7 protein-coding genes are annotated in these 7,287 nt (G+C 37.8%); 6 read left to right on the top strand and 1 reads right to left on the bottom strand.

The annotated features are described in order from the left end of the window. Positions 1 to 107: 107 nt before the first annotated feature. From BMW36_RS12575 to BMW36_RS12555, 5 genes are all read left to right on the top strand, one after another. Positions 108 to 887 carry a response regulator transcription factor gene (locus BMW36_RS12575; protein WP_089741642.1) on the top strand — a complete coding sequence of 260 codons (780 nt, stop codon included), beginning with the start codon at positions 108 to 110 and terminating at the stop codon, positions 885 to 887. 102 nt (positions 888 to 989) lie between these two features. Then, positions 990 to 2,321, top strand: coding sequence for an extracellular solute-binding protein (locus BMW36_RS12570; RefSeq protein ID WP_089741636.1), 1,332 nt, complete (start codon positions 990 to 992; stop codon positions 2,319 to 2,321). Between the two features lie 103 nt (positions 2,322 to 2,424). Continuing rightward, complete coding sequence (locus BMW36_RS12565) at positions 2,425 to 3,303, top strand: carbohydrate ABC transporter permease (protein WP_089741634.1); 879 nt, start codon at positions 2,425 to 2,427, stop codon at positions 3,301 to 3,303. 74 nt (positions 3,304 to 3,377) lie between these two features. Beyond that, positions 3,378 to 4,187: a carbohydrate ABC transporter permease gene (locus BMW36_RS12560; RefSeq protein ID WP_425431948.1), complete on the top strand. Its 810-nt coding sequence runs from the start codon at positions 3,378 to 3,380 to the stop codon at positions 4,185 to 4,187. 115 nt (positions 4,188 to 4,302) lie between these two features. Beyond that, on the top strand, positions 4,303 to 4,734 hold the full coding sequence (locus BMW36_RS12555; RefSeq protein WP_089741632.1) for a CBS domain-containing protein: 432 nt from the start codon (positions 4,303 to 4,305) through the stop codon (positions 4,732 to 4,734). Between the two features lie 28 nt (positions 4,735 to 4,762). Here BMW36_RS12555 and BMW36_RS12550 read toward each other — a convergent pair whose 3' ends face one another. Continuing rightward, positions 4,763 to 5,395: a YesL family protein gene (locus BMW36_RS12550; protein ID WP_089741630.1), complete on the bottom strand. Its 633-nt coding sequence runs from the start codon at positions 5,393 to 5,395 to the stop codon at positions 4,763 to 4,765. Positions 5,396 to 5,516: 121 nt separating this feature from the next. On the opposite strand from BMW36_RS12550, the gene ade reads away from it, so the two are divergent. Next, positions 5,517 to 7,283: an adenine deaminase gene (gene ade, locus BMW36_RS12545; protein ID WP_089741628.1), complete on the top strand. Its 1,767-nt coding sequence runs from the start codon at positions 5,517 to 5,519 to the stop codon at positions 7,281 to 7,283. Positions 7,284 to 7,287: the final 4 nt, after the last annotated feature.

Here is a 7,287-nt window from a genome sequence, read left to right as displayed (position 1 = left end):
GGACATCACGCAGTATCCAAGCAAAAGGTATTCATGTAACTTTATTATTCAATTTTCTAAGAGCAATTTTATGTTCTTAAATACACTATACGAGGGGAGAGAGAATGATGACTAGAAAAACTATTTTAGTAGTGGATGATGAGCCGCGTAGCAGGAATGGCATAAAGAAGACGATTGAACGGGCAGCAATCGACCGCTTTGAAGTTATAACAGCTGAAAACGCAACAGAAGCAATCTCTAAGATTGATAGACAAAAAGTACATATATTAATCACAGATATAAGGATGCCGGAAATTACCGGATTGGAGTTACTGAAACAATTAAAACAAAAAGCACAGGACCCTGTTGTCATTATTATTTCGGCATACTCAGAATTTGAGTATGCACACCAGGCATTAGAATTAGGTGTCATCAATTATTTATTAAAACCTATCTCCAAAGAAAAATTGATGGAAGCTGTGGAGAAAGCTTTGTCTATTGAAGAACAAATAGAACGATCTGGTGTAATGAATAAAATTATTGACGAAAAGTGGATGCATACAAGGGAGGAAGTTCACTATAACCGGGCAATTAGAGAAGCATTAGATTACATAGAATCCTATTTCCCGAATGAACTAACTTTAAAACAGGTCGCAGAGGAAGTGCATCTGAACGCTAGTTATTTAAGTGGTCTATTTAAGGATGAACTGGATATGACATTCAGTGAATATCTAACACGAAGGAGAATCCAGGAAGCGAAACGGCTTTTACTCACAACAGATCTTACTGTGACAGAGATCGCTGAAAAGATCGGTTATCAAACATCTAAATATTTCATTAAGATTTTTAAGCAATATGAAAACAATACCCCGCATGCATATAGAAAACAGAATGAAAGCGATTCCTAAAATATGTGGTATTTTACCTAATCGTTGTTACCTTACGATTGATCAGGCCTGATGCTACACTATAAATGTAATAAAAAATATCACATATTGGGGGTTTTATTAATGAGAGGCAACTGGACAAAGATATTATTCACACTTTCTTTTATTGTTTTATTTGTGTTAACGGCATGTGGCGGGGGAAGTGAAACAAGTTCAGGCAGTGAGGAAAATGAAAGCGGTTCAGAGTCCGCGGAAAAAACAATAGAGTTTATGCATTTATGGCCTGAAGGCAGTTCGAAGCAGCATTTTGAAATTGTTAATGGAATCATTGATGAATTTGAACAAGATAATCCTGACGTAAAAGTAGAAGTAGAGATTTTAGGTAACGAGCAATATAAGGAAAAACTTAAAGTACTATCAACTTCCAATGAATTACCGGACGTTGGTATGGCATGGCCGGCAGGTTTCCTTGAGCCATATGTAAGCGGTAATATGTTTGCGCCATTAGATGACATTCTGGAAGGACCGCTTAAAGATAAATTTGTAGCAGGTACAGCAGAAGCATATCAGATTGATGGAAGTACTTACAGTTTACCATTGGAGTTAAATATTACACCAATCTATTACAATAAGCGTATCTTTGATGAGAATGGAGTAGAGGTTCCTACAACATATGAAGAGTTAAAGACTGCAATTCAGACATTAGCAGACAATGGTGTTACACCTGTTGCGTTAGGTAATAAAGACCGTTGGACAGGTTCCATGTGGTATATGTATCTGGCTGATCGTATTGGTGGCCCGGAAACATTGAATAAAGCCATTGATCGTACTGGCAGTTTCGAAGATCCTGCATTAATTCAGGCAGCAGAAGAAATTCAGGAACTTGTTGAAATGGGAGCATTTATTAATGGATTTAACGGATTAGGTAATGATGAAGCGAAAGGTTACTTTATTAACGAGCAGGCAGCAATGTATTTAATGGCAACATGGGATTTACCAGAATGGACAACAAATGAAGATAACCCTCAGGAATTCAGAGATTCAGTAGAGTACATGAAATTCCCGGAAGTAGAAGGTGGAGAAGGGGACATTAACAGTTATGTAGGTGGTCCAGGTGTTGGTTTATTCGTTGCAGAAAACTCTGATGTAAAAGAAGAAGCAAAAGACTTTGTTGCTTTCTTTGTTGAAAAATGGGGCGAAAAATCAGTAACAGATGCTGGTGTAATTCCTGCAACAAAAGTGGATACAGAGGGTATTGAATTACCTCAGATGTATATTGATATTCTTAATGATTTAAATGAAGCATCCAACTTGACGTTATATGCAGACGTTCAAATGAGCCCGAGTGTGGCAGAAGTGCATCTTGATATGATTCAGGCACTATTTGGTGAAGCAGTAACACCGGAAGAGTTTGCAAAGGAACAGGAAGCCGCTCTCGCTGAAGAAGAAGAATAAACAATGTATGGGAAAAGGACATATTTAAAATGGAAATATGTCCTTTTCTATTCTGCAACTTTCAGTTTGAGTGGAAAGAAAAAAATAAAAAGGGGATTTTTCTATGAACAAAGTAATGTCAAATAAACTAGTCATTGCTTTATATGTGTTACCGGCTTTGCTGTTAATTGTAACACTTATATATGGCCCGATTTTATTAACCGGATATTACGGTTTAATGGAATGGAACGGCGTAGGTCCGATGACATTTGTTGGTTTTGATAATTATATTGAACTGGTGCAGGACAGCAAATTTTGGGATAGTGCCCTTCATTCCTTTTTGTTAGCGATATTCTCTACCTTAAGTTTAGCTGGATATCTAATCATTTCATTAATATTAGCAGGTAAGATCAAAGGGTCCAATTTACTGAGGAAAATTTATCTAATTCCCATGCTCTTATCTTCAGTAGCTATCGCCCAGCTGTGGATTAAAATATATGATCCGAATAACGGGATGTTAAATAGTTTATTGATGGCATTAGGTGTTGAGAATCCTCCTGCATGGCTTGCTGACCCTAAATTTGTATTGTATGCAATTTTTGTCGCTATTTTGTGGCAGTATGCAGGGTTTTATATCATTATTTATTACGCAGCACTTAAAGGGATCCCGGAATCATTAATTGAAGCAGCAAAAATTGATGGGGCAAATCCTGTCCAAATTGCTTATAAAATAAAAGTTCCACTTATTGCTGGTGTGATTAAAGTAACGGTTGTGTTAGCAATAGTTGGTTCTTTAAAATATTTTGACCTTATCTATGTGATGACAGGCGGTGGCCCGAATGGTGCCAGTGAAGTTATCGCTTCCTATATGTATCAGAAAGCATTCGGCAGCTATGAGTTTGGTTATGGTAGTGCCGTAGCATTCTTCTTACTAATTATCACACTTATAATTACATGGATAACCAGAAAATTAACTGCTTCTGGTGATGAGGTGCAATATTGATGGGGGGAAAAGACATAATGGCTGTAAATAAACAGAGCAAAGGAGCGGACAGAAGTATCTATTCAAGGGTTGGTATGATTGTGCTCTATATTGCTTTAATTATCGTTGCTGTATTTCAAATATATCCGCTTATATGGTTATTCCTGTTCTCATTAAAGAGCAATGCAGAAGTGTTTGGTCTTTCACCTTTTGCCTTGCCACAAGACCCAAAATGGGAAAATTACATCAGGGTATGGACAGACGGGAATATTGACTTGTATTTCTTCAACAGTGTATGGATCACTGTATCTTCGGTTTTATTAACCGTATTATTAGCAAGTTTTGTTACATTTGCAATAACCAGAATGAACTGGAAAATGAATAAGTTAGTGCTCGGTTTATTTATGGTTGGTTTAATGGTCCCGATTCATTCAGCGTTAATTCCGTTATTTGATTTCTTTTTAACACTGGATTTAATTGACCATCCATTATCGATCATTTTATCTTATACTGCGTTCAACTTGCCATTAACTATTATGATCTTACTTGGTTTTTACTATACATTGCCGCGTGAAGTCGAGGAAGCAGCAGTTGTTGATGGCTGTTCCGTACACCGGATCTTTTTTCAGATTACGCTGCCGATGACGACTCCTGTTCTGGCAACAACCGCGATTATTAATATGATTTATAATTGGAACGAATTTGTTTTTGTGAACACGTTTATCAGTTCCGATAAATTTAAAACATTAACGGTTGGGATCCAGAACTTCATTGGTCAATATTTAACCGATTGGGGAGCGATCGGCGCAACCCTAATTATTAGTATTATTCCAATCCTGATTGCATTTCTGGTTTTAAGTAACCGCATTGTTGAAGGAATTGCTGCAGGGTCGATAAAAGGTTAGAAATAAACAAAATGAAGAACATCATTATCAGGAATAAAAGGAGTATACAGTGTCTCATTGTGGGTAAACTATTTTTTGATTCAGGTTTTTAAACAAACCAGGAGGAGGTTTTCCCATGAAGACAGTACGAGATGTGATGACAGAGGACATAGCAATCTGCCGTATTGATGATTCTATTGGTGCAGTTGCACAAATCATGAAAGAGAGAAATATTGGGGCCGTCCCTGTTTGTGAAAACAGTCAGGATTTACTTGGAATGGTTACAGACCGCGATTTGGTTATAAGAGGTTACGCAGAAAATCGAGACGCTGCTGCCCCTGTAAAAGAAGTAATGAGTGATATGCTGTATAAAGTGCAGCCTGAAGCAACTTTACTGGAAGCGAGTCAAATGATGGCAGATTATCAAATTCGCCGTTTACCGGTAGTGAACCAGGGAAAATTAATTGGTATGCTGTCCTTAGGTGACCTATCATTAGACCAAATGTCTGACACTGCTGCAGGTAGAGCTTTAGAAGAGATTTCTGAACATACGAATTTACCCCATTAATAAAAAAAGACGAACTATGTGCGTGGATTCACGCCTGGTTCGTCTTTTCTGCTAGTTTTTGCTGTTTTGCTTCAATTTTCTGGAAGGTGTGATAGCACGTTCCCATGATAATAAAGGTAATTAGACTGCCACTGAAAAAGAAGATAGTCCCAGGAATTAATTGCATCACGTAAAGAAGTACAAAAATAGCTGCAACCATTGAAATGTTATGAAGGGGATGTAACAGCATAACGAAAAAGGCATTCTTCCATGTTTCAGTAAATCTAATGTTGTAATGAACAAATGTGGGAAAAACATATAAGACAGTTAAAGAAACCGCAATCATAAATACATATAAAGGTATTTTTATCAGATCATGAAAACCGCCCTGAAAGAACATAATGTACTGGTAATTCACATAAAAGAGAAAACTTATCACGACAATAACGAGACCAATCAGGTTACTTTTGATAAATTCTTTTTTATATTCAGTCCAGAACGTTGAAAAAACAGGCTGGTCTACATTCCCCATAATCCATTGTCTGATTAGTGTAAACATGGCAACAGTGGCAGGAAAGAAACCGAAAACAATAAGGCCTAGTAAACTGAATCCTATCCATAGTATATTAATATACGCAAAGCGTGTAATCCATTCTGTTGCAGCAAATAGAGAGTTCCGCATAATGTAACCTCTTTCAATTGTTTGATAATTTTATTTTAACATAAATCAAAAGAAAAAACGTTGACGATTTGCTGTTAATAAGCTTACGATAGTATGAAAATATAAAAAGTGAGGTCAGAAAATGTCTGAGGCAAGAAGCAGTATTCGTAAAGTGTTAATGGGGGAAGAATCCCCAAGTATTGTAATAAAAAACGGTACGCTTATTAATGTGATGACGAGAGAAATGCAGCCAGATACAGATGTTGCAATAGTAGATGACCGCATTGCCTTTGTAGGAAATGCGACTGAATTAATTGGAGAAAATACAAAAGTAATTGATGCTGAAGGGAAGTTTATTGCACCAGGTTTAATGGATGGTCATATGCATGTGGAAAGTACCATGCTTTCCGTAACTGAGTTTGCAAATGCGGCACTCCTAAAAGGTACAACTTCCGTGTTTATGGATCCCCATGAAATTGCGAATGTACTTGGTGCTGAAGGTGTCCGGTTAATGCATGAAGAAGGAAGACAACTGCCATTAAAAGTTTTTACCACATTTCCTTCATGTGTTCCTGCCACGAGTGATCTGGAAGATGCCGGAGCAGTTTTAGATGTGAATGACATTGAAGCCGGTTTAGAGTGGGATGGTGTTGTCGGTTTAGGAGAAGTAATGAATTTTCCAGGAGTAGTTTACGACGATCCGAAAATGATAGGAGAAATTGAAGCAACAATAAGAGCGAGGAAGACTGTGACAGGTCATTTTCCGGAAGGCTCTGATAAGATGCTGCAATCATATATCGCTTCAGGGGTTGATTCCTGCCATGAGACTATTTCAAGAGAACAGGGTTTGGAAAAAGCAAGACTTGGCATGCATATTATGATTCGGGAAGGGTCTGCATGGCACGACGTAAAGGAAGTTATTAAGATAATTACAGAGGATGGCATTGATCCAACGAACGTGTCTCTAGTAACTGATGATGTTTATCCACAGACCCTTGTGGATAAAGGGCAGCTCAATCATGTCATCAGAAGAGCTATTGAAGAAGGGGTGGATCCTCTTACAGCAATTCAGATGGGTACTATTAATGTAGCAAGGTACTTCCATATGGATAAAGAGCTTGGCAGTATTACACCAGGAAAAATTGCGGATATTATCTTGTTAGAAGATTTAGAAAAAGTAGAAGCTAAAACAGTTATTACAAATGGAGAAGTAGTTGTCCACAATAAAAAGATAGTTATACACATGCCGAAATATAATTATCCACAATTCGCTTTGGAAACAGTTAAACTTAAGCGTCCGTTGACTGCTGGAGATTTTTTATTCACAACTTCTGTGGATAATACTGTGGATATTAATGGAATCAAAGTGATAGAAAATAGTGCAAGGACTGAAAAAATGACCGCAACATTACATGTGGCTGATGGAGTCATCCAGCCAGATCTGGAGAAGGATATTATCAGACTTGCATGTATTGACCGTCATCACCGTTCAGGGCAGATTTCGCTTGCCTTTGCTCAAGGGTTTCAAATCAAAACAGGGGCTGTTGCTTCAACAGTCGCCCATGATAGTCATAACCTGTTAGTGATGGGGATAAATCCTGAAGATATGAGCATTGCTGCAAACACACTGGCTGAATCAGGCGGCGGGATGGTTGTTGTGAATAATGGAAAGGTCCTGGCGAAAGTTCCAATGCCTATTGCCGGATTAATGTCAGACCAGCCATTGGAAACAGTGGTCAAACAAGTTCAGCAATTAGAAAAGGCATGGCAAGAGATTGGCTGTACATTGCATGCTCCTTTTATGACATTTTCATTGATTGCACTTCCGGTTATTCCAGAGGTTCGAATATCAAATCGAGGTTTGGTTGATGTAACGACATTCGAATTAATTGATGTTGTAAAAGGATAAGCAG

It is taken from the genome of Gracilibacillus ureilyticus, assembly GCF_900111195.1.
In the GTDB taxonomy this organism is placed as follows: Bacteria; Bacillota; Bacilli; order Bacillales; family Amphibacillaceae; genus Gracilibacillus; species Gracilibacillus ureilyticus.
This window is presented reverse-complemented; position numbering and strand designations above follow the sequence as displayed.

Excerpts from the sequence above, each read along its gene's own strand:
- BMW36_RS12575 (WP_089741642.1), top strand. The coding sequence starts at position 108 with ATGACTAGAAAAACTATTTTAGTAGTGGATGATGAGCCGCGTAGCAGG.
- BMW36_RS12570 (WP_089741636.1), top strand. The coding sequence starts at position 990 with ATGAGAGGCAACTGGACAAAGATATTATTCACACTTTCTTTTATTGTT.
- BMW36_RS12565 (WP_089741634.1), top strand. The coding sequence starts at position 2,425 with ATGAACAAAGTAATGTCAAATAAACTAGTCATTGCTTTATATGTGTTA.
- BMW36_RS12560 (WP_425431948.1), top strand. The coding sequence starts at position 3,378 with ATGATTGTGCTCTATATTGCTTTAATTATCGTTGCTGTATTTCAAATA.
- BMW36_RS12555 (WP_089741632.1), top strand. The coding sequence starts at position 4,303 with ATGAAGACAGTACGAGATGTGATGACAGAGGACATAGCAATCTGCCGT.
- BMW36_RS12550 (WP_089741630.1), bottom strand. The coding sequence starts at position 5,395 with ATGCGGAACTCTCTATTTGCTGCAACAGAATGGATTACACGCTTTGCG.
- ade (WP_089741628.1), top strand. The coding sequence starts at position 5,517 with ATGTCTGAGGCAAGAAGCAGTATTCGTAAAGTGTTAATGGGGGAAGAA.